The sequence below is a fragment of the Fictibacillus nanhaiensis genome (genome assembly GCF_049537595.1).
Lineage (GTDB): Bacteria > Bacillota > Bacilli > Bacillales > Fictibacillaceae > Fictibacillus > Fictibacillus nanhaiensis_F.
Genome location: NZ_JBMULM010000001.1, coordinates 552,074 through 577,192, shown reverse-complemented (window position 1 = coordinate 577,192; position 25,119 = coordinate 552,074). Strand labels below are relative to the sequence as shown.

The 25,119-nt window shown below is 40.4% G+C and carries 27 protein-coding genes; 7 read left to right on the top strand and 20 right to left on the bottom strand.

What is annotated here, in order from left to right; translation table 11 throughout:
- Nucleotides 1–145: 145 nt before the first annotated feature.
- A complete protein-coding gene (locus ACOZ9X_RS02795) occupies nt 146–529 on the top strand; it encodes a winged helix-turn-helix transcriptional regulator (RefSeq protein ID WP_423416936.1) in 384 nt (127 codons plus the stop codon).
- A 59-nt stretch (nt 530–588) separates the two neighbouring features.
- Here the strand turns inward: ACOZ9X_RS02795 and dapF are convergent, their stop codons facing one another.
- Together dapF and ACOZ9X_RS02785 are read right to left on the bottom strand one after the other, a co-directional pair.
- Nucleotides 589–1,455 carry a diaminopimelate epimerase gene (gene dapF / locus ACOZ9X_RS02790; RefSeq protein ID WP_423416935.1) on the bottom strand — a complete coding sequence of 289 codons (867 nt, stop codon included), beginning with the start codon at nt 1,453–1,455 and terminating at the stop codon, nt 589–591.
- 17 nt (nt 1,456–1,472) lie between these two features.
- Nucleotides 1,473–1,715, bottom strand: a complete 243-nt coding sequence (locus tag ACOZ9X_RS02785) for a hypothetical protein (protein ID WP_144698338.1) — start codon at nt 1,713–1,715, stop codon at nt 1,473–1,475.
- 571 nt (nt 1,716–2,286) lie between these two features.
- Here ACOZ9X_RS02785 and ACOZ9X_RS02780 point away from each other — a divergent pair.
- Nucleotides 2,287–2,865, top strand: a complete 579-nt coding sequence (locus tag ACOZ9X_RS02780) for an ECF transporter S component (protein ID WP_225218677.1) — start codon at nt 2,287–2,289, stop codon at nt 2,863–2,865.
- A gap of 308 nt (nt 2,866–3,173) precedes the next feature.
- Here ACOZ9X_RS02780 and ACOZ9X_RS02775 read toward each other — a convergent pair whose 3' ends face one another.
- Together ACOZ9X_RS02775 and ACOZ9X_RS02770 are read right to left on the bottom strand one after the other, a co-directional pair.
- Nucleotides 3,174–4,388, bottom strand: a complete 1,215-nt coding sequence (locus ACOZ9X_RS02775) for a NupC/NupG family nucleoside CNT transporter (protein WP_423416934.1) — start codon at nt 4,386–4,388, stop codon at nt 3,174–3,176.
- A gap of 208 nt (nt 4,389–4,596) precedes the next feature.
- Nucleotides 4,597–4,833 (bottom strand): YuzB family protein, encoded by a 237-nt coding sequence (locus ACOZ9X_RS02770; RefSeq protein WP_066397251.1) that lies wholly within the window; start codon nt 4,831–4,833, stop codon nt 4,597–4,599.
- Between the two features lie 237 nt (nt 4,834–5,070).
- Here ACOZ9X_RS02770 and ACOZ9X_RS02765 point away from each other — a divergent pair, with 237 nt between their 5' ends.
- The gene (locus ACOZ9X_RS02765) at nt 5,071–6,135 is read left to right on the top strand and encodes an NAD(P)/FAD-dependent oxidoreductase (protein WP_191752120.1); all 1,065 of its coding nucleotides are present in this window, start codon (nt 5,071–5,073) and stop codon (nt 6,133–6,135) included.
- Between the two features lie 41 nt (nt 6,136–6,176).
- Here the strand turns inward: ACOZ9X_RS02765 and ACOZ9X_RS02760 are convergent, their stop codons facing one another.
- Entirely contained in the window at nt 6,177–6,485 is a 309-nt protein-coding gene (locus ACOZ9X_RS02760; protein WP_416729392.1) for an LSM domain-containing protein, read from the bottom strand.
- Between the two features lie 88 nt (nt 6,486–6,573).
- Entirely contained in the window at nt 6,574–6,897 is a 324-nt protein-coding gene (locus ACOZ9X_RS02755; protein ID WP_423416933.1) for a YuzD family protein, read from the bottom strand.
- A gap of 158 nt (nt 6,898–7,055) precedes the next feature.
- On the opposite strand from ACOZ9X_RS02755, the gene ACOZ9X_RS02750 reads away from it, so the two are divergent.
- Complete coding sequence (locus tag ACOZ9X_RS02750; RefSeq protein WP_066238880.1) at nt 7,056–7,301, top strand: NifU family protein; 246 nt, start codon at nt 7,056–7,058, stop codon at nt 7,299–7,301.
- A gap of 812 nt (nt 7,302–8,113) precedes the next feature.
- Here the strand turns inward: ACOZ9X_RS02750 and argF are convergent.
- The 10 genes from argF to yutH all read right to left on the bottom strand — a co-directional run bounded on the left by argF (nt 8,114) and on the right by yutH (nt 20,856).
- Entirely contained in the window at nt 8,114–9,061 is a 948-nt protein-coding gene (gene argF / locus ACOZ9X_RS02745; RefSeq protein WP_423416932.1) for an ornithine carbamoyltransferase, read from the bottom strand.
- Nucleotides 9,061–12,153 carry a carbamoyl phosphate synthase large subunit gene (locus tag ACOZ9X_RS02740; RefSeq protein WP_423416931.1) on the bottom strand — a complete coding sequence of 1,031 codons (3,093 nt, stop codon included), beginning with the start codon at nt 12,151–12,153 and terminating at the stop codon, nt 9,061–9,063. Before ACOZ9X_RS02740 ends, argF begins: the two co-directional genes overlap by 1 nt.
- Entirely contained in the window at nt 12,146–13,198 is a 1,053-nt protein-coding gene (locus tag ACOZ9X_RS02735; RefSeq protein WP_423416930.1) for a carbamoyl phosphate synthase small subunit, read from the bottom strand. The genes ACOZ9X_RS02740 and ACOZ9X_RS02735 overlap by 8 nt, the downstream gene beginning before the upstream one ends.
- 75 nt (nt 13,199–13,273) lie before the next feature.
- Nucleotides 13,274–14,428, bottom strand: a complete 1,155-nt coding sequence (locus tag ACOZ9X_RS02730; RefSeq protein ID WP_423416929.1) for an acetylornithine transaminase — start codon at nt 14,426–14,428, stop codon at nt 13,274–13,276.
- Entirely contained in the window at nt 14,425–15,168 is a 744-nt protein-coding gene (argB, locus tag ACOZ9X_RS02725; RefSeq protein WP_423416928.1) for an acetylglutamate kinase, read from the bottom strand. The genes ACOZ9X_RS02730 and argB overlap by 4 nt, the downstream gene beginning before the upstream one ends.
- Nucleotides 15,169–15,183: 15 nt before the next feature.
- A complete protein-coding gene (gene argJ / locus ACOZ9X_RS02720) occupies nt 15,184–16,410 on the bottom strand; it encodes a bifunctional ornithine acetyltransferase/N-acetylglutamate synthase (protein ID WP_423416927.1) in 1,227 nt (408 codons plus the stop codon).
- Between the two features lie 18 nt (nt 16,411–16,428).
- Nucleotides 16,429–17,463 (bottom strand): N-acetyl-gamma-glutamyl-phosphate reductase, encoded by a 1,035-nt coding sequence (gene argC / locus ACOZ9X_RS02715; RefSeq protein ID WP_423416926.1) that lies wholly within the window; start codon nt 17,461–17,463, stop codon nt 16,429–16,431.
- Nucleotides 17,464–17,611: 148 nt separating this feature from the next.
- On the bottom strand, nt 17,612–18,388 hold the full coding sequence (locus ACOZ9X_RS02710) for an SDR family oxidoreductase (RefSeq protein WP_423416925.1): 777 nt from the start codon (nt 18,386–18,388) through the stop codon (nt 17,612–17,614).
- A gap of 11 nt (nt 18,389–18,399) precedes the next feature.
- On the bottom strand, nt 18,400–19,365 hold the full coding sequence (locus ACOZ9X_RS02705; RefSeq protein WP_423416924.1) for a 2-hydroxyacid dehydrogenase: 966 nt from the start codon (nt 19,363–19,365) through the stop codon (nt 18,400–18,402).
- A 468-nt stretch (nt 19,366–19,833) separates the two neighbouring features.
- On the bottom strand, nt 19,834–20,856 hold the full coding sequence (gene yutH / locus ACOZ9X_RS02700; RefSeq protein ID WP_423416923.1) for a spore coat putative kinase YutH: 1,023 nt from the start codon (nt 20,854–20,856) through the stop codon (nt 19,834–19,836).
- Nucleotides 20,857–21,058: 202 nt separating this feature from the next.
- Between yutH and ACOZ9X_RS02695 the strand changes: the two genes are divergently transcribed.
- Nucleotides 21,059–21,556 carry a phosphatidylglycerophosphatase A family protein gene (locus ACOZ9X_RS02695; RefSeq protein ID WP_066397286.1) on the top strand — a complete coding sequence of 166 codons (498 nt, stop codon included), beginning with the start codon at nt 21,059–21,061 and terminating at the stop codon, nt 21,554–21,556.
- 381 nt (nt 21,557–21,937) lie between these two features.
- Here the strand turns inward: ACOZ9X_RS02695 and ACOZ9X_RS02690 are convergent, their stop codons facing one another.
- The 3 genes from ACOZ9X_RS02690 to ACOZ9X_RS02680 all read right to left on the bottom strand — a co-directional run bounded on the left by ACOZ9X_RS02690 (nt 21,938) and on the right by ACOZ9X_RS02680 (nt 23,955).
- The gene (locus ACOZ9X_RS02690) at nt 21,938–22,711 is read right to left on the bottom strand and encodes a TIGR01457 family HAD-type hydrolase (RefSeq protein WP_423418208.1); all 774 of its coding nucleotides are present in this window, start codon (nt 22,709–22,711) and stop codon (nt 21,938–21,940) included.
- A 65-nt stretch (nt 22,712–22,776) separates the two neighbouring features.
- Nucleotides 22,777–23,433, bottom strand: a complete 657-nt coding sequence (locus ACOZ9X_RS02685) for a helix-turn-helix transcriptional regulator (RefSeq protein WP_225218721.1) — start codon at nt 23,431–23,433, stop codon at nt 22,777–22,779.
- Between the two features lie 81 nt (nt 23,434–23,514).
- Nucleotides 23,515–23,955 (bottom strand): DUF86 domain-containing protein, encoded by a 441-nt coding sequence (locus ACOZ9X_RS02680; RefSeq protein ID WP_423416922.1) that lies wholly within the window; start codon nt 23,953–23,955, stop codon nt 23,515–23,517.
- 103 nt (nt 23,956–24,058) lie between these two features.
- Between ACOZ9X_RS02680 and ACOZ9X_RS02675 the strand changes: the two genes are divergently transcribed.
- Both ACOZ9X_RS02675 and ACOZ9X_RS02670 read left to right on the top strand, forming a co-directional pair.
- Nucleotides 24,059–24,328, top strand: a complete 270-nt coding sequence (locus ACOZ9X_RS02675; protein ID WP_144698299.1) for a DUF3055 domain-containing protein — start codon at nt 24,059–24,061, stop codon at nt 24,326–24,328.
- 92 nt (nt 24,329–24,420) lie between these two features.
- Complete coding sequence (locus ACOZ9X_RS02670; RefSeq protein WP_225218678.1) at nt 24,421–24,717, top strand: hypothetical protein; 297 nt, start codon at nt 24,421–24,423, stop codon at nt 24,715–24,717.
- A gap of 76 nt (nt 24,718–24,793) precedes the next feature.
- On the opposite strand, the gene ACOZ9X_RS02665 is transcribed toward ACOZ9X_RS02670, so the two are convergent.
- On the bottom strand, nt 24,794–25,069 hold the full coding sequence (locus ACOZ9X_RS02665; RefSeq protein WP_066397303.1) for a YutD family protein: 276 nt from the start codon (nt 25,067–25,069) through the stop codon (nt 24,794–24,796).
- Nucleotides 25,070–25,119: the final 50 nt, after the last annotated feature.

Here is a 25,119-nt window from a genome sequence, read left to right as displayed (position 1 = left end):
GTGATTTATCGCCCCTTCAATATTTATGAATGTAAATAAGTTGTTTTTTCACCCTACACGCTTTATTATAAAAGTAATAACAAAAATGAAAAGTACGCACATTTTTGTGTCATAGTATCATTTTTTATACTAAAGGAGCATTTCTATGACTAGCAAACAGCAATTCGACATATCTAATTGGCAATCTCACGGCTATTCCTGTCCAGTCGAAGCGACTCTAGATATTATCGGTGGTAAGTGGAAAAGCGTAATTTTGTATCACTTAATCGATGGAGAGATACGATTTAATGAACTAAAGCGTCTTGTACCTGGAATTACACAGAGGATGCTTACCCTGCAATTACGTGAATTAGAGCGTGACGGAATCATACACCGAGAAGTTTATAAACAAGTCCCTCCAAAAGTGGAATATTCTTTAACTTCGTTTGGTGAAACATTGATTCCTATTATAAAATCCATGCTTCAATGGGGAATTGAACATACTGACAAAATCGTTCACCATCGTGAGCAGGCTGAGGTTAACGACTAAAAAAAGAAAGCATCTCTGCTTTCTTTTTTTGGTAAGTGCAAACTAATCCTCTGCACCCTCTATCTGTTATTATGATATTCACCCGTACAGATTATTTCAGCTGGACCAGTCATCCAAACATCTCCATCATCTTTCCAATTAATGATAAGATCACCGCCTGCTAAGTGAACGGTAATGTCTGTATTTCTTTCTGCTTTTTTGTTTAGAACAGCGGCTACAGCTGCTGCACATGCTCCCGTACCACATGCTTGTGTAATACCCGATCCTCTTTCCCAAACCCTAAAGTGCATTTCACTGTTTGACACCACTTCAACAAACTCTGCGTTTACCCAATCTGGAAACATGCTGTCTTTTTCGATTATAGGACCTAGGGAATGTAAGGGTGCCTCCTCAATGCTATCTACAAAGAATACCGCATGCGGATTACCCATTGATACAGCAGTTAGTTTTAAAGGTGTTCCGTCAAAAGATACTTCTTCATTCACTACCTGCTGAAGGTGATTAAATCCGGTTACAGGAATTTGTTGAGGTTGCAGGATCGGATTACCCATATTAACCGTAACGAGTGATACTTTGTTGTTGTTATCTGTTGTTACTTTAGCAGTTACTAATCCACCAAGTGTTTCAATCTGAAATTCTTTTTCTTTAACTAAGATGTTTTCATATGCATATTTAGCTACACAACGAAGTCCGTTTCCACAGTTTTTAGCTTCAGAACCATCATTATTAAAGATTCGCATCTTAACTGGCGCTAATTTGCTTGGGCAGATAAGTATCATTCCATCTGATCCGATACCTGTGTAAGGATTCGAAACCGCTCTTGCTAAACTAGACAGATCAGCCTCATCAATCGACTCTTCAAACATGTTTATATAGATGTAGTTATTGCCTAATCCATGCATCTTTGTGAATTTCAATGTATCCATTGCTTTAACCCTGCTCCTTATGATTGACCTCTTAGTTTTTCGTCCGTATAAAAATAGTCATCGTCTGCGTTCAGTATCGTTAACTTGCCGTGACAGCAAGGCATGATAAGGATTTGCTTGATCCCTTCTTGAGCCAGACTCAGTTGTTCTTCTTTAAATGAAGTCAAAACATTGTCTTGTTGGCAGAACGGACACTCCGAAATATAGATATCTTTCATCATTCTTTCATATGGCCATGTATATTCAAATGTTAACTTCATATCGATTCATCCTCTATTTGGAAGGTATGGTTATTGCATATTCGTTCACAACTTACATTTTTTAAAGTATAATAGGTGATGTAATAAAATACAATAGCGATCCATCTTCGGGGCAGGGTGAAATTCCCGACCGGCGGTATTTGAAGATTCCCTCTTCATCAGCCCGTGAGCTTAGAAAAGCCGAAACAACCGTTTAGACACGACCAGCACTTAACTCTTGACCAAAGACACGCTTTTTGTGTCTTAGGGCTAGAGGTAAGTGACCTCGAGTGTCTGGTTGATTGAGGCTAGACATCGCATCGATGTAATTTTTTGCTGATCTGGTGTAATTCCAGAGCCGACAGTATAGTCTGGATGGGAGAAGATGTAGGTACAGCGGTTCAATTTATCCTTAAATAGAACCCTTTGTTTAAGCATGCCATTTAACTGTGCATCTTTTACATGCTGTTTATCATACTCACAAACTCCCTTAGTCTCATTTACTGACTAAGGATTTTTTGTTTTTGTGATAATCAGGCTGTGCTGCATTCGAAATCATGAGATGGCGCAACACAAAAGAGGAGAGATTTCAATGCAAAAGGGAAAGATTAAACAAATGGTAGCGGTATCGATGCTTAGTACGATTGCTTATGTGCTGATGATGCTCGACTTTCCGTTCCCAGGGTTACCTCCATTCTTAAAGATTGACTTTAGTGAGGTACCTGCACTTCTAGCCGCGATCATCTTCGGACCAGCGGCAGGTATTATGGTTGAAGCCATAAAAAATGTTCTACACTACGGAATTGTAGGGAGCTTTACAGGAGTACCAGTTGGTCAAATAGCAAACTTTGTAGCCGGTATTCTTTTCATTCTTCCAGTATCCTACTTATTCCGCAAAAAGAATTCTGTTAAACGTCTTTCAGCGGGCTTGATCTTAGGAACGGTTTTGATGACATTTATGATGGGACTGCTCAACTACCTGATCATCTTACCAGCATACACGTGGTTCCTTGGTGCTGATCCGATGTCTAGCCAGATGATGCTTGATCTTATATTAAAAGGTATAACACCGTTTAACTTGATAAAAGGTACGATAATTACACTGTTGTTCGTAGCATTATACAACCGAATGCAGCCATGGGTGATGAAACAGATCGCTCAGCAGGCTTAAATAGATTAAACCGCAGTTCGGGATTCCCACTGCGGTTTTTTTATTGTTTATCGTAGGGGTATATCGGTTGGCTAGATGCCAAATCGGTTGTCGAAATTTAGCGAAATGCCTTTATTTTAGAATTTCGACTTAATTGAGTATCGTTACGACTTAATTAACTCTCATTTCCACCTAATCTTGTTCATTCAGACTTAATACTAAGATGAAGATACCCTCGCAGGTATTCTTCATCTTACGCTTTAGGAACCCTCTCCCTATTAAAAAAGATGCTCAAGCATCAGCTTGAACATCTTAAAATCAAACCATTCTTATAAAATAAACATACCTGCGATTGCACCGCTTAGTAAGTTAGCGATTGTAGCTGCGATTACAGCACGCATTCCAAGTCTTGCGATGTCTGGACGACGGCTAGGCGCCATTGCTCCAAGACCACCTAAAAGGATTGCGATCGATGAAAGGTTCGCGAAACCACATAGTGCGAAACTTACAACCGCTACCGTTTTCGGCATTAAGTCTGGAATTTGAGGTGCGAATGAAGAATAAGCAACGAACTCGTTCAATACGATCTTTTGACCGATAAACGTACCAGCTTTAACTGCTTCTTCCCAAGGTACACCAATTACAAATGCGATTGGAGCGAAAATATAACCTAGAATTTGTTGAAGTGTGATCTCATAACCGAACCAGCCACCGATACCGCCAAGGATACCGTTTACTAGAGCGATAAGTGCGATGAAAGCTAGTAACATTGCTCCAACGTTAAGTGCGATCTGAAGTCCATCTCCAGCACCTTTTGCTGCTGCGTCGATAACGTTTACTGTATCTTTGTCACGTTCTAATTTGATCTCACCCATAGTTTCAGGCTCTTCTGTTTCAGGAACAATGATTTTAGCAATCGCAAGTCCTGCAGGAGCACACATAAAGCTTGCTGCGATCAAGTACTCTAGAGGTACACCTAATAGGTAGTAACCAATTAATACAGAACCTGCTACTGATGCAAGTCCACCTACCATTACAGCAAAAAGTTCAGATTGAGTAAGACGGTTCATATATGGACGAATAACTAGAGGTGCTTCTGTCTGACCTAAGAAAATATTTGCAGTAGCACTCATTGATTCTGCTTTACTTGTTTTTAAAAGTTTAGATAAAGCTCCTCCTAAAATTCTTACCACCCATTGCATGATACCTAGATAGTAAAGAACGGAAATTAGAGAAGAGAAGAAAATAATAACGGTTAAAACTTGAAACGCAAAGATAAAGCCTTTTCCTTCTGCTGGAATCATACTTCCAAACAAGAAAGTGATCCCTTCGTTTGCGTAAGCAACAACGTTTGAAACTTTTTGTGAGACGCCTTGCAATGCTTTTTTCCCAGCATCCCATTTAAGAACGATCAATGCAAAAGCAACTTGAATTGCTAGTGCACCAATTACTGTTCTCCAATTAATCGCTTTCTTGTTTTGAGAAAGTAAGAATGCGATTACAAGAAGAACGAGCATACCACCTAATCCCCATAAAATTTGCATATTCGTACACCCCTTTTGTAATTTGGAAGAAAACGCTTACTATTAGCACGTTAGTTGTCAGACATCCAATGACTGACCCTTTTCTAATGTAACAAATTTCGACAAAAATGCAATCGTTTTTCAAAAAATTATATGCTAGATATTTTTCCCAATCGTACAGTCCTTATCCATGAAAAAAGCAGCTATCCATTTTTTGAATAGCTGCCTCTTAAAACATTCCGTTTTCTTCTATATGAGTGTATATATTTTTAACAAGTTCATCTGAGGTTTCTCCATGAACGATATCTCCGTTTACGAGAGCAAACATCGATTTGGCACAGTGTCCACAATAGCCTAGACACCCATACTCAATTACGTCTAGATCATAGTCTTTCTCAAGTTCTTCGAGCGCTTTTTGTGCACCACTTGCTAAATTACTTACACAAAACTCTATAATCGGTCTCATTTAATTCTTCACCTCTTGATGAATCCATCCTAACGGTTTCTATTGTTGTAGTCAATGTAAACACTCATTCTTCCTGTGTTTTTTCCATAAAAGAGTTGTGAAATTGTTGCAAAGTGCTATACTTAAACATGTCAAAAACGTGTAATCGTTTACTTATTTCGAGTTAAGGTTATTTACTTATATAAAGCATTCTAAAAACAGATAAGAATTGTCTTGAAAGAAAAGGGGAAATGACAAATGAAACACCTCGTTTTACTTGGCGGAGGATATGGAAATATGCGTGTTCTAAAGAGACTTCTTAATTCCTCAGACCTCCCTGAAAACATTCAGCTTACGCTTATTGATCGTGTGCCTTATCATTGTTTAAAGACTGAATACTACGCACTTGCTGCAGGTACGATATCTGACCATCATGTTCGTGTAACTTTTCCAGACCACCCACGTCTGAATATTAAATATGGCGAAGTTACTGCAATTGATGTAAAAGAAAAGAAAGTTCTATTAAAAGACCAAGATGCCGTTTCATATGATGATCTGGTTATCGGTCTAGGCTGTGAAGACAAATATCATAACGTTCCTGGTGCTGACCAATTTACGCTTAGCATCCAGACCATTGATAAGTCTCGTCAAACGTATCAAATTCTAAACAACTTGCATGCTAATGCGGTTGTTGCAGTAGTTGGCGCCGGTCTTTCAGGAGTTGAGTTGGCATCTGAACTTCGTGAGAGCCGTCCGGATCTTACGATTAAACTCTTTGACCGTGGCGATATGATTCTTTCCGCTTATAAGAAGAGACTAAGCAACTATGTACAAAACTGGTTTGTTGAACACGGTGTTGAAGTAATCAATAATTCCAATGTAACAAAAGTCGAAGAAGGTGCTCTTTATAATCACGATGAAAAGGTAGAGTGTGATGCTATCGTTTGGACCGCAGGGATACAACCGAGCCGAATCGTTCGTGATTTAGATGTAGAAAAAGACAGTCAAGGACGTGTTGTTCTTACTGAACATCATCACCTTCCAACTGAAGAGCATGTTTATGTGGTTGGAGATTGCGCGAGCCTCCCGTATGCACCAAGTGCACAATTAGCAGAGGAGCAAGCCGAACAGATTTCACAAGTTCTTTTGGCTCGTTGGAACGAGCAGCCTCTTCCTGAGATGAACGAGATCAAACTAAAAGGTGTTATGGGCTCTCTTGGTAAGAAGAGCGGATTTGGTACGATGGGTAGCACTGCTCTTATTGGAAGAGTTCCGCGTTTATTAAAATCAGGAATTCTATGGTTATATAAATATCAAGTATAAGAAAATCCCCATGCAAGTTGCATGGGGATTTTTTCTGTATTTTACCAATAATAAGGACGGAATCGACGAATTCGGTAAAACGGGAAACCAAATACTCCGAAGCCGGGAAAAAACGGCCCGACAAAAATGATACGGCTATTTCGATCAGCTTTCTCACCTGGCATGATCATATACATATTATCTTGATCATAGCTATGCAATTGACCGTGATATACATTCCCATCATTTAGTTCGATCGTAACCTTCTGCCCCATGTACTTTAGACAAAGATCATGATAATGATGGTGATGATGTCCTGCAAATGAGGAAGACTCATCTTTATGACTTTTACCTTTTAAAGGGTTCAACAATACAATTTGCCTCCTTTTTCTCTATACATCTTATTCTTAAGAGAAGTACAAGGCGTGTGTACAAACCCAAATTTTAAAAAATAGGCGCTTAACTTACAGCGCCATAGCCATTCTGTTCTATAATTGCATAGATTGTTTTTAGATTCGGATTACCTTCTGCTACTACCTCTCCATCAATCACGACAACAGGATAAAAAAGGTCTTCTTCTATAATTCTTTCTGAAAATGCCTGATCGATCTCATTTTCCGTATTTTCCATGTCTATATAAAGAACATGAAACACCAAGTTTGGAAATTTTCTTGAGATTGCTGCCTCTAGCCATTCAGCTGTTTCTTTTGCTGAAGGAAGATGAACACAGCTGGCACATTTCTGTTCAGCTCCGTATACTTTAATACTAAATGAGTTACTCATGAAGAATCACCTCAATGTATGCGCTTATTTGCTTTCATCATACCTTATTTATCATAAAAGAAAAAGGAGCAAATATCATGATGCTTGCTCATGGATTTTTTATTCCATATCCCGTATACTAAGAGTAAGTTCTTTTTAAGAAAGGAGCCTTGATTATTATGGCTGAAACTCAAAACTTAGAGATGCGTGAACAAGTTGAAGAAGTTCTTGATAAATTACGCCCATTCCTTCTTCGTGATGGAGGAGACGTGGAATTAGTGGATATTGAAGAAGGTGTAGTAAAAGTACGCCTTATGGGAGCGTGTGGTAGCTGCCCAAGTTCAACAATCACACTAAAAGCAGGTATCGAACGTGCACTTCTTGAAGAAGTTCCTGGTGTTGTTGAATTAGAACAAGTATTTTAATAAAACGCAAGAAGCCGCTCAATCAAGAGCGGCTTTTTTTTTTTGGCTGTTTTGCTTGTTGCTTTTTTGGAAGCCGTTGATTTCCTTTCCAGTTGCTTGCTTTCCGCGGGGCAGGCGGTAAGCCACATTCTTAACGTTTCACTCTTAAGTGTCTCACCTGTCTTGTTGCAGTGGCTAGCCCCTCGAGGTCAAAAGTTAAACGGTCAAGAAGGTAAAGTGCACCTTCTTAGCCCATTCACCTTTTGCTTGTCGGGGCTGAACGAGCCACTTCCACTTTTCGAACTGCCCAACTGTCCCGAAGGAGTCTCCCACCTTCCACTCCAATCAACTTTTCAATGAAGTCTAAAACAAAAATTCTTGAATATAAGACCACTTAAATTCAGAGGGATTTTCTAAGTTGTCTTCCTAGTACAGAAAAGGTCAAACTGCCTAGTCAATGCTAGTTGATTTGACCTTTTTGGGAGTTTAATGATGCAAACATGCAATGATTGGAGCGGAAAGTACTGACTCCTAGTATTAAAATGCTGAAGTGATGTTAAACAACGACAAGCATGGGGTGATGTGAACCCCATGAACCACCATTTGAAGATCTTTTCTACAGAGTGTTACCTTTGTTTTTCTATTCTCATCATTTGCAAGTTGATTGTAGCGCAAGGTTGCGAGACTCCTACGGGACGAGCGGTCAGGTGGAGACTCCTAATGGCGCAAAGCGTCAGGAGGCTCACCGTACGCCCCGTGGAAAGCGAGCAACCTGGAGCGAAAATTAACTACTTTCAAGAGCAGCAATGAATACTGAAAACTGCTTTTTTGAATTATGACATCAAACGAACAAGCAGTGCTTTTTGAGCGTGAAGACGGTTCTCAGCTTCGTGGAAAACAACTGAATGAGGACCATCAATAATTTCTGCCGTCACTTCTTCCTCTCGATGCGCAGGCAAACAGTGCATAAAGATATAATCACTCTTTGCATGTGACACAAGCTCTTGATTCACTTGATAACCTTTGAAATGTTCTAGACGCACCTCTGCCTCTGCTTCTTGCCCCATACTAGCCCAAACATCTGTGTAAATCACATCGCTATTTTTAACACCTTCAATCGGATCATGAGTTACCTCGACAACAGATCCGTGTTGTTTTGCAATCTTTTTTGCATAAGAAACAATCTTTTCCTTTGGATCGTAGTCTTTAGGACAAATTATCGTGCAATCCATCCCAACTTTCGCAGCGCCGATCATCAAAGAATGTGCGACATTATTTCCGTCACCGATATATGCTAACTTTTTCCCTTTGAATGATCCTTTATATTCTAAGATCGTAAGAAGATCTGCCAGTACTTGGCACGGATGAAAATCGTCCGTAAGTCCGTTGATTACAGGTATCGATCCGCTCTCTGCAAGCTCTTCAACCGTGGATTGATGAAACGTGCGTATCATTATCGCATCTAGATAACCAGACAAAACTTTTGCTGTATCTGAGATTGATTCTCCTCTGCCCATCTGAATATCACGAGTCGACAGATGGATGGCATGACCGCCGAGCTGCAGCATAGCAGCCTCGAACGACACTCGAGTACGAGTCGAAGATTTCTCGAAGATCATTCCTAAAATCTTTCCTTTTAATAAAGGTGGCGCAGATGGTCCTTGTTTCTTTAAGTCTTTTGCAAGATTTAATAAATCGATAATTTCAGATGTAGAATAATCCATCAACGTTAGGAAATTTTTCTGAGTTTCCGTTTGGCGAAGTGGGTGTACGATAGACATCAGATCAACACTTCCTTTCTCATTTTATTCGAGGTGCTTATGGCATCCAAATATGCGTTAGATGTTTCTTTCCTTGTAAGCACATGAATTCTTTCTAGAACGGCACGTTTAGCATTTTGGCTTTCACTATCATTCGAAAAGTTTATATATATGGCTTTGTTATCTGTTTTTAACCACTCATCAAATGTCAGGTCATTTGCTGTAAGTACGGAATAACCAAGCTCCTCCCAGCCTTTTGAAGCAGCTTCAGCGAGAGTTCCTTCCACAAAAATACTTCCTTCATGATTCCAAAGATCTGCTAATTGAAGGCTAGAGCCTTTTAAAGCCTTTACTAAAGCTCCATGAAAGTTAGCGTCCGTTCCAATCACTTCTCCGGTTGAGAGCATCGTCGGACTTAACACTGGGGTGACACCAGGCAGTTTTATGTTGGAGAAAACAGGTGCTTTCACGGTAACTTCTGGTTGGCCGTTATGCTCATCTTCAAGGTTCAACGATTTTAATGAGTGACTAAGAAGCAGTTGTGTTGCCTTCTGGACAAGGTTTACGTTCGTAATCTTACTCATGATCGGCGCTGTTCGAGAGGCTCTTGGATTCACTTCAATCACATATACCTTTTCACTCTTTATGGCGAACTGAACGTTAAACAATCCTTTATACCTTATGTTGCGTGCGATCTTTTCAGAGTAAGCGTTTATTTGATCAATTACAGAACTGGATAAAGATTGCGGAGGTGTAACAGTCAGACTGTCTCCCGAATGAACCCCGGTTCCTTCTAAATGTTCAAAAATGCCAGGAATGAATACATCGGTACCATCACTTAAAACGTCTACTTCCGCTTCTGTTCCTTCTAAGAATGTATCAATTAAAACGGGATAATTTACTTGTTCTTCGTTCAAATAACTGGTCAGTTCCCTATCAGAATAAAGCACCTTCATCCCGCTACCACCAATCACGTATGAAGGACGCAGGAGGATTGGAAACCCTAGTCGGCTTGCATATTGTTTAACTTCTTTTTCGCTCATTGCGGAGTGTCCTGGAACTTTAGGAATATTTAATGTGTCTAAAAATTGATAAAATCGATCTCTGTCCTCCATTTGATCTACCGTGTCTGCCGGACTTCCAAGAACAGAATACCCTGCCTCTTCTAACTCTTTAGCCAAATTAATCGATGTTTGACCGCCAAATTGCAGAATGACATCTGAAATGCCTTCAAACTCCAAAACGTGATGTATGTCTTCAAAAGTTAGAGATTCAAAATATAAAGAGTCAGATACTTCATAATCCGTGCTTACGGTCTCAGGATTATTGTTGATCAGTATCGCTTCATATCCACATGCACGAAGAGCAATTGCACTATGCACACAACAATAATCGAATTCAACACCTTGCCCGATTCGAATGGGACCGGACCCGATAACAGCGACCTTCTTCTTTGGATCAGGAATTCTATCGCTTTTCCCGCTCCAACTGGAATAAAAATAAGTTGTTTTTGCTTCAAACTCTGCTGCGCACGTATCCACCATCTTATACGTCGGCGTGATGTTCCATTCTACTCTTTTATGACGTACCTCTATTTCCGAAACAGACCAGATCTCTGATAAATATCGATCTGTAAAACCATGTTTTTTTGCCAACTGAAGCTGCTCTTTTTCTACTTGTTGCAGGCTCGTTTTTTGCAGAGTTTCATCCAAAGAGACCATACCTTGAAAAATGGATAAAAAGTAAGGTGTGATTTTAGTCCATTCATGAATTCTTTCTGAAGATACACCTCTTCGCAAAAGTTCCATTACAACGAAAAAGCGTCGGTCATCTGCTGAAACTACGAGGTCTACAAGTGTATCCTCGTCTAGAGCAGAAAGCTCTTTTAAATATATGCCGTTCGTTTTTAGTTCAAGTGAACGAATAGCCTTTTGAAAAGCAGAAGCCATGTTTCTCTCTAACGCCATCACTTCGCCAGTTGCTTTCATCTGAGTTCCTAGTTTTCGGTCAGCATGAGGAAACTTATCGAACGGCCATCTTGGCATTTTTACAGCTACATAATCTAGAGCTGGTTCGAAACTCGCAAAGGTCGTTCCGGTTACTGGATTCTTCAATTCATGCAGGTTATATCCGAGTGCAAGTTTGGCAGCAATCTTTGCGATCGGATATCCGGTTGCTTTTGAAGCTAAAGCAGAAGACCTGCTCACACGCGGATTCACTTCAATCAAATAATACTGAGAGTTATCTGGGTGAAGCGCGAACTGTATATTACATCCTCCCACGATTTCAAGCGCCGAGATGATGGTCAATGACGCCTTTCTTAATGATTGATATTCATCATCTGTTAACGTCTGACTAGGAGCTACTACTACAGAATCACCTGTATGAATACCCACAGGATCAACGTTTTCCATGTTGCAAACCGTGATACAAGTTCCGTTCTTGTCACGCATCACTTCATACTCAACCTCTTTGTAGCCTGCGATACTTTTTTCGATTAAACATTGATTGATCGGACTTGCCGATAGACCTTGTTTGACCAAAGTCGTCAGTTTCTCTTTCGTTGAAGCAATTCCTCCGCCAAACCCTCCAAGTGTATATGCTGGTCTAACAATCACTGGATAACCAGTCTCTTCGGCAAAATGGACCGCTTCATCTATTGAAGTAACAATCTCACTTTCTGGCACAGGTTCTCCAAGATGCTTCATCAAAGATCGAAACAGATCTCGGTCCTCTGCTTTTTGTATCGAGTTAATATCCGTACCTAGAAGCTGTACCTCATACTTTTTTAAGATTCCCTTCTCATGAAGGTCCATCGCCAAGTTAAGTCCTGTTTGACCACCAACTGTTGCTAGCAGTCCATCAGGCTTTTCTTTATGAATAATCTGTTCAGCATATTCTGCTGTTAGGGGTTCAAAGTATATAACGTCTGCAAACGTGTTGTCCGTCATGATCGTAGCAGGATTGTTGTTGATCAGGACCACTTCTATCCCTTCTTCTTTTAGTGCTTTACACGCTTGTGTGCCGGAATAGTCAAATTCTGCTGCCTGCCCGATTACGATCGGTCCTGATCCGATCACGAGCACTTTTTTGATGTCTTGTTGTTTAGGCATAACTTCTCACCTTCTCTGTATGTTGTACATCCTTAATAAAATGTCTAAAGATTTCTTTGTGTTCGTTCGGACCAGGTGCTGCTTCAGGGTGGAATTGTACACTCGCAACGTTGAATGAACGATGCCACAATCCCTCGACACTTCCATCGTTCACATTCTCAAACCATATATTGAACCCTGTTTGTGCTAAACTTTCTTTTTGGACCACATAGCTGTGATTTTGAGAACTCATTGATACTTTACCTGTCTTCAAGTTCATAACTGGCTGATTCGCACCTCTGTGACCAAATTTCAGCTTTCGCGTCTCACCACCGAACGCTAAAGCAAGAATCTGGTGACCGAGACAGATGCCTAATGTGTGATAGCGCTTCGCTAGATTTTTATATCGATGAAAATAGTTAGAGAATCTCATAGGGTCACCAGAACCGTTTGAAAATACAAGAGCATCTGGATTTAGTTTTTCAATATCGGCGACCTCTTGATCGAACGGAACGATTGTTACACTGCATCCTTCGTTAATGAGAGCATCAGCGATGGACTTTTTATATCCAAAATCAATCAAGACGATGTGCGTATCTCCTGAACCCGTCTTTTTAATGGATGTCGCAGGCCAATATTCTTCTAATTTAAAAGAATCTGGCAAGATGTCTGATACATGCATCACAGCAGGCAGTGATCCTTGTATTCGAATTTGTTGAATAAGAGATCTAGTATCTACATTTGTTAACGCAGGGATTTGATAGACGTTTAGCAAGTCAACGATAGATTGACGACCATCTTTAGCAGCAAATTCAAAGCACTCTGCCATCACGACTCCAGCCACTTGAATCTTTGTTGATTCCATACTCTTAGGATCAAATCCATAATTTCCGATAAAAGGATAAGAAAAAACGACGATCTGTCCTTGATAGGAAGGGTCAGTCAAAACTTGTTCGTACCCCGTCATTCCTGTATAAAATACAATTTCACCTGAACCAAAATGATGATCACTAATCCAATCACCTTCGAATGTGTGACTGTTAGATAGCGTTATACAGCCTTTCATGGAACTCCACTCCTTGTATAAAACTAATATATTATTGTATTTTTATTCACTTATGTGTAAAAAAATAGCACCTTTTTAGGTCACTTTTTCATACATATTGTTAAATGCTCTTTGAATCGTGTTTACAGCTACCGATAACTCTTCATCCGTAACATTTAACGGGGGTAGTAATCGAATAACATGCTTTCCCGCAGGAACGGTTAATAGACCTTGTTCTTCTAAGTTCGCTATTATATCGTCAGCTTCCTCACACTCCATGCCTATCAACAATCCTTCTCCTCTTATTTCTTTTACGGATGGAAATTTTATTAAGTGATGCTCTAGTTGCTCTTTAAAGTTCTTTCCTTTTCTAGCAACCTCGTTTAAGAACTCATCATTAAAGATGATATTTAATACACTTTGGCTGACTGCACAAGCGAGAGGATTACCACCAAACGTCGTTCCATGACTTCCTGGTCCAAACGCTTCGGCTAGTTTTATTTTACCTAACATAGCTCCGATCGGAAAACCGTTTCCTAATCCTTTGGCTAGTGTAACGATATCAGGGTCTAATCCGAAGTGTTCAAAAGCATATCTCTTTCCTGTTCTCCCGATACCCGTTTGCACTTCATCGATAATTAATAAAATATCGTTTTTCTCACAGATTTCTTGCACTTGTTTATAAAAACCTAGGTCAGCGATTTTGATACCGCCTTCTCCTTGAATGACTTCCATCATGATCGCAGCTGTGTCTTTATCTACCTGTTTCTTCAATTGCTCAATATCGTTCCAAGGCAGGTGTAGAAATGTAGATACGAGCGGTCCATACCCTTCTTTTATCTTTTGTTGACCAGTCGCCGACATGGAACCGAACGTTCGACCGTGAAAAGAATCGTTAAACGTAATGATCTTATTTTTCTTTGTAAATTTCTTAGCCAGCTTGATTGCAGCTTCGTTCGCTTCAGCTCCACTATTGCAAAAGAAAGCTAAATCCAGTTGTGTGTGCTTTATAAGCGTCATAGCGAGCAACTCTTGCTGTTGGATCTCAAAGAGATTGGAAGTATGCCAGATGCACTCGCTCTGTTTTTGAAGCGCTGCAATCACTTCAGGATGACAATGTCCTAGACTTGTTACGGCTATTCCGCTCGTGAAATCAAGATACTTTTTATTGTTTTGGTCAAATACATACGTTCCGTTTCCTTTTTGAAGTTGTATCTGTTTTCTTTTATAGGTTGGAAAAAGTGCACTCATGTGATCGGTACCTCCTTCAGTAATTCTGTACCAGACAGAGTTTGATCGGTGATTCGTACTTGCTTGATGTTTAGGTCCAGACATTTAATTGCTGCTTCAACCTTTGGTACCATGCCACCGCTTATGTGTCCTTCAACGATACTTTTCAGAATGTCAGTGATCGTTAAACATTCCATCCACTCTCCATTCACGGAAACACCGGGGGTATCTGTTACAAAACAGATTGATTCGGCAGATAATGCAGCTGCCGTTTCTCCTGCTGCAGTGTCTGCGTTAATGTTAACCGTTTCTCCAGATTCTGTTACACCTAAAGATGCTATGACTGGAACTTTGCCATCATCTAACACGTTTTGGATGATGTCTGTATTTACTTGCTGAACGTTTCCAACCCAGCCATAATTCTCTTTATCTAAAAAATCACAAGTGAGCAGGTAATCCTCTGCACCAGAAAGTCCTTGAGCTGCTATGCCTTCGTTATTTAATCTCTCTACAAGGTTTGCATTGGTAATGTCTTTTAACGCTGTCTTCACACAGGAAAGGGATTCTGTCCTTGTTACTCGGATGCCATTCTTCATTTCTAACGGCAATCCGAATTCTGACAGCTTTTTATTAATTTCTGGCCCTCCTCCGTGAACGATAACGATTTTTTCGCCTTGTTGAATCCTATTTTTAAGAGTTTCAAAAAAAACAGACTGTAAGTTAGCTAGCGTACTTCCTCCGATCTTCATAACATGAAACACAATACTCGCCTCCTCTTAAGTACGGTAACTTGCATTGATCTGAACATAATCATACGTAAGATCACATCCCCACGCTCTTCCACTTCCAAAACCTTCTGATAGTTCAACTGAAATATGAATCTCATGGCTTTTTAAGTAGGTACGAACTTTTTCCTCTGAAAATGGAACCGGCTCTCCATCTATTACAACTTCATGTTCACCGATTTGTATTTTTACGGCGTCCGGATTAAACAAAACACCACTATATCCAGCTGCAGCAAGAATTCTGCCCCAGTTGGCATCGCAGCCAAATACAGCGGTCTTCACTAACGGAGAGCCCACTACGGTTTTTGCTATGATTCTCGCATCTTTATCGGATGCTGCACCATTAACATGAACCTCGATCAGCTTGCTCGCACCTTCCCCATCCTTTGCGATAAGTTTGCCTAAATCTTCACAAACGAGTACGAGTGCATCTAAGAATAGTTGCCATTGGGGGTGATCTTTATTTAATTCTTCATTCTCACCCATTCCGTTTGCGAGCATAAGTACCATGTCGTTCGTCGATGTATCACCGTCCACAGTAATACAGTTAAACGTACGTTCTACGGCAAAAGACAAAGCGTCGTGAAGATCATCTTGTTGGACAGCTGCATCTGTCGTGATGAAACCTAGCATCGTAGCCATATTGGGGTGTATCATCCCTGATCCTTTTGCTGTGCCTGCAATCGTAATACTTTTATTATTAATTTTTAGCGAGTAAGCTGTATTCTTGGAGACAGTATCTGTCGTTAAAATGGATTGAGAAAAGTCGATCGAGCCTTTTAACTCAGAATCTAGGACTAAGCTTTCAATACCAGTTGATATTTTATCCATCGGCAGATGTTCACCGATTACCCCTGTTGAGGCAACTCCAACATAGTGGGAAGGGATATCCAGCTTTTCAGCGGTCTGCCTCTGCATGTGCTCTGCATCTTTCAAGCCTTTTTTTCCTGTACAAGCATTTGCGTTCCCAGAGTTCACGATGATCGCTTGAAGCTTCCCTTCTTGAGAGATGCTATTCTGAGTAACTTTTAGCGGAGCAGCCTGTACTTGGTTCGTTGTATAAACACCTGCCGCGTTTGCCGGAGTAATACTATACAACAATCCTAGATCGAGTTTTTTATGTTTCACTCCACAATGAATTCCACTTGCGTAGAATCCTCTTGGCGTCGCGATGTTAATACCTGTTATCTTCTGAATAGCCGCTTTTGTTGCCTGCATCTATCTTGCCTCCTCTAGTCAAGGGAACATTGGTGAAGCTTTTAATCCCTTCGTTTCATCCATTCCAAACATTACATTCATATTTTGCACAGCTTGACCTGCCGCTCCTTTTAATAGATTGTCAATACAAGAGATCACCGTGATTCGATTTGTTCGCTCATCGACGGCAAACGTTACATCACAAAAATTGGATCCGTATACTTGCTTTGTAAACAGATTGGCTTTTTCATTATGAACTCTGACGAAGAATTCACTGCCGTAATAAGATTCATAGATTTCTTTTACAGATCGTGAAGTAACTGGACCGGTGAGTTCCGCATACATCGTCGTCATGATGCCCCTTGTCATTGGAACGAGATGTGTGTTGAATGTAATCTTCGTTTCAATATCCGTACACGACTGTATCGTTTGCTCGATCTCTGGAATGTGCTGATGTTGATTGATCTTGTAGATACCGAGGCTATCATTTACTTGTGTAAAATGCGTTCCTTTGCCCGGAGTAGCACCCGCTCCGGAGATCCCGCTCTTTGCATCAATCACAAGTGAGGATGGATCGATCACTTTTTCTTTTAATAGCGGGAGAATACCTATAAGAGCTGCGGTGGGATAACATCCTGGGTTCGCGATCAGCTTCCCGTTTCGTACCTCTTCTCTCTTCCATTCTGTTAATCCGTATACCGCCTCATTCGCGAGGGATTGTGGAGGAGGTTCTTTTTTGTACCACGCTCGATAGGTGTCAGCATCTTTTATTCGAAAGTCTCCTGCTAAATCAATGATTTTCAAGTTTTCATCAACTAGCATAGGGAGAAACTCTGACGAAACACCGCTGGGTGCGGAGGAAAACACGATATCTAATCCATCACTGGGCAGTTTTTTCAGCGATCTTAGCTTCTGATCATGAACATGAGACAGATGCTGAATTTCTTCTGAAAGCTCTTTACCCGCTCTAGAGGATGAATAGAGAACAACTTCGGTTATCTCCGTATGTGCAGATAGCAACCGGAATAGTTCCATACCACCATATCCGGTTACACCTATAATTCCTGCTCTCATTCCATCACTCCTTAAATAAGTTATGGTTCATTATAGGACTGTATAAAAATTAATTCAATAGTATATTTATAAATAATTTAATTTTAATAAAAAAACTGACTTTTCCGGTACACGAAGATACCACTAAAGTCAGTCTTTAAAAATTTTTCTATTGTCTTAAGAATCCACCTTCTGAATGGATGATCTGTCCGGTTATCCACTCTGCTTCGGGCGTTGTTAAAAATGCGACTAACCTTGCCGCATCTTCTGGTTTCCCGATCCTTCCACCAGGAAACTTTGGAAGAAGAACTTTTTCTAATTCTGGATTGATCCAGCCTGTATCTGTAGGGCCAGGGTTCACTGCATTAACAGTGATTCCTTTATGTCCGATTTCAGCAGCAAGGGAAATCGTTAACGAATCAACCGCTCCTTTTGTAGCAGCATACGCTAATTCACCGAGCATCGGACCTTTCGACTGGCCGGATGTTAGATGAACGATGCTGCCTCTGTTCCCTGTAAAACGCTTGGCAAACTCTATACTTAGTAGAGTTGTTGCACGAATGTTGATCGCATAATGAGCATCTAAAATCGCACTAGTCGTATCTTCCCAGTTGTGATTCTGTGACATACAGGCATTGTTTATAAGAATGCTTGGTACACCTAATTCTCTTTCAACTTTTTCTAGAAGTTTTGGGATATGTTCTGAAACGCTAAGGTCAATCTCTTCATACAGAGATTTCACTCCTAGATCTTTTAATTTTTCTACAAGCAGCTCCGGGTCATTTGTATGATCACCTGTGTGCATCGTCGTGTCATATGTCCCCCATGTCGTAAAGAATATGTTAGCTCCCCTACTTGCAAGCTCAACACATACAGCTGCGCCAATTCCGTTTATTCGGCTCGCTCCCGTAACGATGGCTGTTCTTCCTTCTAAAGAACGATACATCTTGTACCTCCTTATGTAACAGGCGTTTCTGCGCCTTTTCCATTCAATATATTGCTTATGTTTCTGCAAGCAAGTTCAGCCATCTTCATCCTTGTTTCAACACTTGCACTTCCGATGTGAGGAAGTGCTACTACTTGGTTCATCGACAGAAGAGGGTGATCGACATCAATCGGCTCTTGCTGAAATACATCAAGCCCTGCACCAGCGATTTCTTTGTTATGTAAGGCTTCAATAAGGGCAGATTCATCAACTGTCGCACCTCTGCCTGCATTAATGAAGATCGCGCTATCCTTCATGCTCTGAAACGCTTCTCGGTTAAACATCCCTTTTGTCTCAGGTGTTAATGGTGCAAGAGACACGACAAAATCTGATTGCTTTAAAAGCTCATGAAATTCTTTGTATTCAGCATCTAGCGAAATTTCTGCATGAGGCTTACGGTTTCGATTATGATATAGAATCTCCATATCAAAGCCCTTTGCTCGTCTCGCTACAGCTTCACCGATCCTACCCATTCCAACGATTCCGATTGTTTTGTGATGTACATCTGCTCCAGCAAGCAATAAAGGTCCCCAGCTGTTCCACTTTCCTTCTTTTACATAATTCGCTGATTCAACGACTCTGCGAGCTGTCGCAAGAATTAAAGAAAATGCTAAATCCGCCGTTGAATCGGTTAATACATCTGGTGTGTTACAAACCGTTATCCCCTTTTGCTTGGCAGCTGCGACATCAATGTTGTCATAGCCTACAGCTAGGTTAGCGATTACTTTTAGTGAAGAGGCTCCATCCAATACTTCACTATCAATTTTGTCTGAAAGCATCGTGAGCATTCCATCTGCTTTTTTGATTTCGGAAAGAAGCACTTCCCGTGGTACAGCCTCTTCTTCATGAGGCCACATGTTGATCTGTGCGACCTGCTCCAATTGAGTTAAAGTTTCTTTAGGTAATTTTCGTGTTATAAAAACATAAAGTTTTTGCATACGCTTTCACTCCTTGCTTGCTATTTTCTCATGGTAAAGTCAGAAAATAAAGCAATGGTACTTATGCTGGTAATATTCTTGTACAATATATCTAAAAAGAATTTTGCTTTTCTTTTTCACTTCCTCTGCAAGTTGATTGGAGCGCAAGGTTGCCAACTCCTATGGGACGAGCGGTCAGGCCGAAATGTGGAAGTGGCTCGTTCAGCCCCGACAAGCAAAAGTTAAATGGACTAGGAAGGCGCACTTTGCCTTCTTGACCATTCAACTTTTGACCTCGAGGGGCTAGCCACTGCAACTAGACAGGTGGAGACACTTAATGGCGCAAAGCGGCAAGTGGCTCACCGTTCGCCCCATGGAAAGCGAGCAACCTGGAGCGGAAATCAACTACTTTCAAAGCCAACTCTGTAGACGAAAACAACAAAAAAAGAGGTATAACTCAAAATCTTACTTTTTGAGCCACCTCTTTCTTTAGATCATTGGAACGAGCCAATCGACCATTGGGATATTTAACTCTTGGACCGGAAGACCGATCGATCTGTAAAAGCTTTTTAAGAAATATTCATTTTGCTTTTCATACGAGATTAAGTCAGTAAAGCGGCGTACATATAGTTCTTTTCCAATATCTCTCTCATTATTATAATGTTCATCAACTGTATCAAAGTACTGTGAAGGAAAAAGGAGCCTGCCATAAAGAAGTCTCCAAGCTCCCTTGGATAATGGCTTAACTTTTTCATAATCATCGATCAACTGCAGCACTTCATGACTTCTGAATTCTGGCTGATAGATCTTTTCTCTGATACATTCCGCAAGATCTCTCATCGGACTATCGATCACCCAGCCAACAGGCAGCTTAACAAAACTGTTAGACGTACGAATCCATGACCGCTCGCTGAATCGATCGTAACAGATGGCAGCAGAACCTATTCCTTTAGGTCCTCTCTCTAGTTGGTAATCTGTAATATATTGAATCGCATTTTCAGCCATTCCCTCATAATAAGGAAATGTCGTCAAAAACAATTGATCAAAATCGTTCTTTTGTTTTCTCGCCGAAATTTCTGCATAACGGTTATGCATCTCATCCATTCGATTGATCCATAATAACGGCCATTGTCCGTATGCGATTTGTTCAACTGGATAATATTGTTCTAAGCCTTTTCCTCGCTTATGAAACTCTGCAAGCTCAGAGCCCATTTCACTACTACGATGCTCTCCTTTTTTCGGTTCCACTTTAAAGATGATTACAGACTCTCCATCAACATAAGCACTAGGCATATTAGTGATCGTTGGCTGTAGAACGGGAATGTTCTCCTCTCCTCGTTGCTGCAGATAATCACTGATATACATCATTTCTTGCAGTTTTTCATAAGACATCTGCTGCTGTGGTATCACGATGTATTGGTTTCCTTTGCAATAGAAGGTCCGATAACCCGATTCAGATCTTCTGTCTTCACAAACTAGTTGATAATGATGAAATATATCTCTTTCAAACAAAGCCGATCCCCCCACCCCTTCAGCTTTCCAGCGGCAGATCATCTCTTTTAGATCAAACTTGAGCACACCACCGCATGATTGGATACAACATTGTATGCCCATATAGGCGAAGTGGTTAGTACTTTTTATAAATTCATAACTTTACTATGAAAACATATACTATACAAAGCTAAGGAGACTAACAGAGAAAAGGAGTACAAGGATGCCAAATAAAAAAGTGGAAAAAGTCGAAGAAACTGCACGCAAACAGCTGAACGAACGGGGCGTTACGGTAAACGATATCGCTGAACTTGTTTATTTTCTCCAAGTCCCCTACCATCCTGACCTAAAAATGGATGTATGTAGAGAAAACGTTGAAAGAGTCATCGCAAAACGTGAAGTTCAGAATGCCATTCTCACAGGTATTGCACTTGATGTATTAGCGGAACAGAAAAAACTTGAACAGCCGCTTCAAGAAATATTGGCTCGCGATGAAAGTCTTTATGGGATTGATGAAGTGATCGCACTCTCAATAGTGAATATATATGGCTCGATTGGTTTTACTAACTACGGATTCATCGATAAACAAAAACCAGGAATCTTAGAGAAACTTAACGATAAGTCTACAGGCATGGTCCACACCTTCTTAGATGACATCGTCGGTGCTATTGCAGCAGCAGCATCGAGCAGATTAGCACATCGTGCAGCAAATGAAGAATAAAAATAAGGCTTAAGAACAAGAGAACTCTCTTAGACTTAAGCCTTTTTTATTTTCTATTAAATTGTTGTTGCTAAATAGTCCCCACGGGGGGAAGCAATACCCTGAAACTAAAAGCTGCATAAGTTCTTATTTATTAGTAAGTGATTCAATTATTTGGCTTCCTTGGCAAGTTGGTTGAAGTGCAAGGTGCGTACCTGCTACCTGATAAGCTTCTGAGGAAGCAAACTGCGTAAGTATCAGCTAGTAGACGCAGGGGCAAGGATGCTTCCTAGAAGCGGGACAGGTGAGACTCCTAAGGGCGCATAGCGGCAAGGGGCTCACCGCCTGCCCCGCGGAAAGCGAGCATCCTGAAACGGAAATCAACCACTTTCAAGAATCAGCTTACTTGATCTCCCACTCGTCCAATCCATTAACCGTATACGTAGGATGCACATCAATTTCTTCAAGATGTTTCTTTGTTGTAACTCCTGTGTGAACAAGCAGCGTATCGATCCCGGCACGAATACCAGCTAAGATATCTGTCTGGTAGTTGTCCCCGATCATGAGTGTTTCTTCTTTTTTCGTTCCGAGTGTTTCTAACGCCATCTCCATGATGATGGACTCAGGCTTACCGATAAACGTTGGTTCTGTTTGCGTAGAAACAGTAATAACAGAAGTCAGTGAGCCGTTTCCTGGCAGAAGTCCTCTTTCCGTTGGAAGAGCGATATCACCGTTTGTTGAGATAAAAGTCGCTCCGTTACGGACTGCAAGGCATGCTTTTGCTAACTTTTCATAGGTGATCGAGCGATCGATTCCGATCACAACAAAATCAGGATTCTCTTCTACTAGTTCCAGCCCTTGTTCTTGAAGCGCTTCTCTAATTCCATCCTCACCGATACAATAGACTGTCGCATTTTTCTTTTGTTTTTGTTCAGCAATATAATTGGCTGTTGCCATACTCGTCGTATACACATGCTCAGCAGATGCTGGGATATCAAATCCTGCAAGCACATCTGCCACTTGTTTTTTTGTTTTAGAAGAATTGTTTGTGACAAACAAATAGGGAAGGTTTTTTTCGTTTAATTTTTTTACAAAATCAACGGCCTCAATAATTCGTTCTGTACCACGATACATCGTTCCGTCTAAATCAATCAAGAATCCTTTATATGCCTTCATCATACTCTCTCCTTTTATGTACCTTCTCATTTTACCCACTTCAAAAAAAAACACACCTGAAGCGTTTAGACTTCAGATGTTTGCTTTTCTTCTTTTATCACATAGCAGCAATAATCTCCGCCTTTTGCCATGCACGTCTTTCGCTCAACAGCGTCTGTTTGAAGCATGCGCTTAAAGAGTGAAAGCTCGCAGGAGCAGGCTTGCTGATATTCATTAGCAACCTTCGCGATCGGACAGTTGTACTCTGTTAATACATAGGTATCAGGGTCTTCTCCTCTTTCCCAGTCTACCATGTAACCTGCTTCATTCTGAATATTAGCCAGTTCATTTACTTTTTGTTCAAACTCTGTGAGTGTGTTCATTCGATCTTTGTATCTATCCTGCAGACGATTTTCACGTCGTTTAAATAATTCATCGATTGTTTCTGTACCACTCACTTCTTCTATATCTTTCAAAAAATCAACGGTAAGTCCTGAATAGTTTCGTGGAAATTGTTCGTCACCGCTTGCTGTAAGATGATAAAAATGGATTGGTCTTCCCATAGCCTGTCGTACAAGAGTCGTTTCAATCACATGGTCACGTTCTAATGTGTTGAGATGACGACGAACAGCCATTTCGGTTATTCCGAGGGATTTTGCCATTTCCGTAACAGTCATCCTCTTATTTCTTTTTAAAAGATAGATGATCTCATCACGGGTTGAGGTGTGATTCTTCATGGTCATCACCATCCTTTGTCACCATTTTATCGTAAATAAGGGTAAACGTACATTTTTAAATATAAATGTATAAAAACTCTTTTATCCTTATTCAGGTAAAAATGCGGAAACTGGCCCCAACTCTTCTTCTAGGTACCTTTTAACGTGTAACGGGAATGCTGAGAGTTCTTTCTCTTTTGATGAGATGGTATCAAATATGACTTTACTATCAGCAGAAGTGTAATCTTGAACAAGTGATTTACGTAGGTTCACCACTTCTTTCAGTGATACTGCTTCATCGTTCGGAATTACTTTTTCATCAATTAGGATATCAAGAATGTCTTCAAAGCTTCCAGGATCGCGCATGATAAATCCATCAATAATCATGTTTCCAACGTCCATCATCGATTCGATCAACATATGTCCGATTCTTTCCACCACAAGTGTTTCGAGTTTATTTGCAGGAGTGGATAACTCCTTAAACGTACGAATTAATTCGTCCATATACACTAAATGTTCATTGATTTTCTTTCGATCAACAAAATACATAGTCATCACCTTTTGTAAGTTTCTCAAGTAAAGTGTAACATAAAGTAAGAACAATCATATGGACTCAAAATTTAATTTTTACTTAATACGAAGGAGGAACAAAATGAACGAGGAAACATTTTTCTTATATGATGATAAAGAAACAACAGAAACGCGCTTTGTAAGCTTTATGGGACGTAATACTCGCTTTGATCTTGCCATCACGAAAACAACCAGACATTACGGAAAGTCATTAGTACTGAACATGTTAGGTAGTACATATGCCATCATCGGTCAAGATGACCTAGAAGAAGAAGGCTATTTGGAACACGCGTTTAATCTAACTGAAGAAGACGCGATGGAGCTTCGTGAATTTTTAGCTGAAGTTGTTTAAGATGTAATCAAAATGTACCAAAAAAGAATCATACTTTCTTGGAGACACTTTAGATAAGGATACTTTCTTATCCTAAAATGGCCGAAGAGAGGATGGTTTTTTTGTTCGAAAAAGAAAAAGAACAATATACCGATTTTTCGAATGTAGAGACTGGTCGTAATTACGTACTTCCTGAGGATTTGCCTGAAGGTCCATATGGCTCACCTATCAAAAGAGCTTTAGGTAAATCGACTCCTTGGAGAGAAGAACAGCGTTATTATAGCGCCTTTAACTATGAAAACAAAACCCTTCATGAAGGTCTGGAAAGACAAGATCCTGGTGCTCATCCTACACACGATGATCCAGAATATCATACGGAAAAACCTTATGAAGATTCTCGAGGCTCATAAGGCAACTTGGCCTAGTCTGTACTAGCTTGCATGCCAGCCGATCATTGCTAAAGAAAAAGAAAAACCCCTGAATTTCTCAGGGGTTAACTTTTTTGACTACAAAATACGGACAACCGAAATTACAATATTCGTAAATGTATTCCGGCAATGTGCTGATCTTCGTATCAAACGTAGCCTTTTCATGATTGTCTTCAAAGAACCCACGAAGTCGAAGCTGTTCGTAACCGAGATCACCAACAATATAATCGTATTTATGTAAGATTTCACTATAGCGCGCTTTAAATTGTTCCTCGTTAAAGGCTTCTTTTACATCTTCAATCACTTCATAGGAATAATTACCAACTGTAATCAAAAATGCTTCACCTCGTTTCCTGATACTTATTTTACCATGCTTGTGCTATT

What these genes read in the sequence shown, in the direction of transcription:
- ACOZ9X_RS02795 (WP_423416936.1), top strand. Translation starts at nt 146, where the DNA reads ATGACTAGCAAACAGCAATTCGACATATCTAATTGGCAATCTCACGGC.
- dapF (WP_423416935.1), bottom strand. Translation starts at nt 1,455, where the DNA reads ATGGATACATTGAAATTCACAAAGATGCATGGATTAGGCAATAACTAC.
- ACOZ9X_RS02785 (WP_144698338.1), bottom strand. Translation starts at nt 1,715, where the DNA reads ATGAAGTTAACATTTGAATATACATGGCCATATGAAAGAATGATGAAA.
- ACOZ9X_RS02780 (WP_225218677.1), top strand. Translation starts at nt 2,287, where the DNA reads ATGCAAAAGGGAAAGATTAAACAAATGGTAGCGGTATCGATGCTTAGT.
- ACOZ9X_RS02775 (WP_423416934.1), bottom strand. Translation starts at nt 4,388, where the DNA reads ATGCAAATTTTATGGGGATTAGGTGGTATGCTCGTTCTTCTTGTAATC.
- ACOZ9X_RS02770 (WP_066397251.1), bottom strand. Translation starts at nt 4,833, where the DNA reads ATGAGACCGATTATAGAGTTTTGTGTAAGTAATTTAGCAAGTGGTGCA.
- ACOZ9X_RS02765 (WP_191752120.1), top strand. Translation starts at nt 5,071, where the DNA reads ATGAAACACCTCGTTTTACTTGGCGGAGGATATGGAAATATGCGTGTT.
- ACOZ9X_RS02755 (WP_423416933.1), bottom strand. Translation starts at nt 6,897, where the DNA reads ATGAGTAACTCATTTAGTATTAAAGTATACGGAGCTGAACAGAAATGT.
- ACOZ9X_RS02750 (WP_066238880.1), top strand. Translation starts at nt 7,056, where the DNA reads ATGGCTGAAACTCAAAACTTAGAGATGCGTGAACAAGTTGAAGAAGTT.
- argF (WP_423416932.1), bottom strand. Translation starts at nt 9,061, where the DNA reads ATGTCTATCGTACACCCACTTCGCCAAACGGAAACTCAGAAAAATTTC.
- ACOZ9X_RS02740 (WP_423416931.1), bottom strand. Translation starts at nt 12,153, where the DNA reads ATGCCTAAACAACAAGACATCAAAAAAGTGCTCGTGATCGGATCAGGA.
- ACOZ9X_RS02735 (WP_423416930.1), bottom strand. Translation starts at nt 13,198, where the DNA reads ATGAAAGGCTGTATAACGCTATCTAACAGTCACACATTCGAAGGTGAT.
- ACOZ9X_RS02730 (WP_423416929.1), bottom strand. Translation starts at nt 14,428, where the DNA reads ATGAGTGCACTTTTTCCAACCTATAAAAGAAAACAGATACAACTTCAA.
- argJ (WP_423416927.1), bottom strand. Translation starts at nt 16,410, where the DNA reads ATGCAGGCAACAAAAGCGGCTATTCAGAAGATAACAGGTATTAACATC.
- argC (WP_423416926.1), bottom strand. Translation starts at nt 17,463, where the DNA reads ATGAGAGCAGGAATTATAGGTGTAACCGGATATGGTGGTATGGAACTA.
- ACOZ9X_RS02710 (WP_423416925.1), bottom strand. Translation starts at nt 18,388, where the DNA reads ATGTATCGTTCTTTAGAAGGAAGAACAGCCATCGTTACGGGAGCGAGC.
- ACOZ9X_RS02705 (WP_423416924.1), bottom strand. Translation starts at nt 19,365, where the DNA reads ATGCAAAAACTTTATGTTTTTATAACACGAAAATTACCTAAAGAAACT.
- ACOZ9X_RS02695 (WP_066397286.1), top strand. Translation starts at nt 21,059, where the DNA reads ATGCCAAATAAAAAAGTGGAAAAAGTCGAAGAAACTGCACGCAAACAG.
- ACOZ9X_RS02690 (WP_423418208.1), bottom strand. Translation starts at nt 22,711, where the DNA reads ATGAAGGCATATAAAGGATTCTTGATTGATTTAGACGGAACGATGTAT.
- ACOZ9X_RS02685 (WP_225218721.1), bottom strand. Translation starts at nt 23,433, where the DNA reads ATGACCATGAAGAATCACACCTCAACCCGTGATGAGATCATCTATCTT.
- ACOZ9X_RS02680 (WP_423416922.1), bottom strand. Translation starts at nt 23,955, where the DNA reads ATGTATTTTGTTGATCGAAAGAAAATCAATGAACATTTAGTGTATATG.
- ACOZ9X_RS02675 (WP_144698299.1), top strand. Translation starts at nt 24,059, where the DNA reads ATGAACGAGGAAACATTTTTCTTATATGATGATAAAGAAACAACAGAA.
- ACOZ9X_RS02670 (WP_225218678.1), top strand. Translation starts at nt 24,421, where the DNA reads ATGGTTTTTTTGTTCGAAAAAGAAAAAGAACAATATACCGATTTTTCG.